Here is a 1,288-nt window from a genome sequence, read left to right on the forward strand (position 1 = left end):
CCCCACCGACCGCGGAGCCCGTGCCACGGTCGTCCGGGCCGAGATCCCGGACGGTGCCGGACGGGCGGACCGTGCCGGGCGGACCGAACGTCGTGAGCGCCCGGACCGCGCCGTCACCGGCCTGCGCCGCCGCATCGCGCACGGCACCGGCGCGATGGCGCTGGTGCTCGTCGCCGTCGCCGGGCTGACCTGGACCGTGCTCGTCCCGCCGGACGGCACGGCCGTCGCCGCCGACCCGGCGACCTCCGCACTGGACAACCAGCTGCCGCCCCCGCCGCCCCCGCCCCCGCCGCAGCAGTGGCGCCAGGTCGGTGGCGACGAGTTCGACGGCTCCCGCGTCGACCGCTCCACCTGGAGCGTCTACAACTCGCCCGGCGGGTTCGGCAACGGCCTGCGCCGCCCGTCCGCGGTCGGCGTCGGCGACGGCCTGCTCACCGTGACCGCGCGCCCCCGGGCCACGGGCGGGGGCGTCTCCGGCGGTGTCGCGATGCACGACGGTCAGCTCTACGGCCGCTGGGAGTTCCGCGCCCGCACCGACGTCGGCAACGGCTACAGCCCCGCGATCCTGCTCTGGCCGGACTCCGAGCGGTTCCCCGACGACGGGGAGCTCGACATGATGGAGATCCCGTTCGGCGACCGGCATGCGGCCACCGCCTTCGTCCACTACGGCGCGCAGAACCACATCCTGTCCACCGACACCCCCGGCGACTTCACCCAGTGGCGCACCTTCGCCCTGGAGTGGCTGCCGGACCGGATCACCTGGTACGTCGACGGGGTGAAGAAGTGGGAGGTCACCGACCGCCGCGCGATCCCCACCACCCCGATGCACCTGGCCATACAGCTCGACCAGGGCCCGGCGTCGGGGTGGATCCCCGGCCCGGACGCGACCACCCCCGACGAGGTACGCCTGCAGGTCGACTGGGCCCGCGTCTACGCACCGGTCGACGACGCCGGCCGCTGATCCGCCGCCGGGGCCGGGCCGGGACGGCGCCGGGTGGCGGACCTGTCGGTGACGCCGGGTAGAACGGTCCGCGTGGACCCCACCCCCGCCGAGCTGGCACACGCGCTCGGTCTGCACCCGCCGACCGCGGAACAGGCCGCGGTCATCGCCGCGCCCGCCGGGCCGGCGCTCGTCGTCGCCGGGGCGGGGGCGGGCAAGACCGAGACGATGGCGGCCCGCGTCGTCTGGCTGGTCGCGACCGGCCGGGTGCTGCCCGAGCAGGTCCTCGGGCTCACCTTCACCCGCAAGGCCGCCCAGCAGCTCGGCACCCGCGTCCGGTCCCGGCTG

2 protein-coding genes are annotated in these 1,288 nt (G+C 76.4%); both read left to right on the forward strand.

Annotated features, from left to right (window positions below):
- Nucleotides 1–961 (forward strand): glycoside hydrolase family 16 protein (locus tag GTW08_RS07725; RefSeq protein ID WP_161151677.1); only part of this gene is annotated, 961 nt, incomplete at its 5' end.
- Nucleotides 962–1,033: 72 nt separating this feature from the next.
- Nucleotides 1,034–1,288 (forward strand): UvrD-helicase domain-containing protein (locus tag GTW08_RS07730; RefSeq protein ID WP_161151678.1); only part of this gene is annotated, 255 nt, incomplete at its 3' end.

Source organism: Pseudonocardia sp. SID8383 (assembly GCF_009864975.1).
Lineage (GTDB): Bacteria > Actinomycetota > Actinomycetes > Mycobacteriales > Pseudonocardiaceae > Pseudonocardia > Pseudonocardia alni.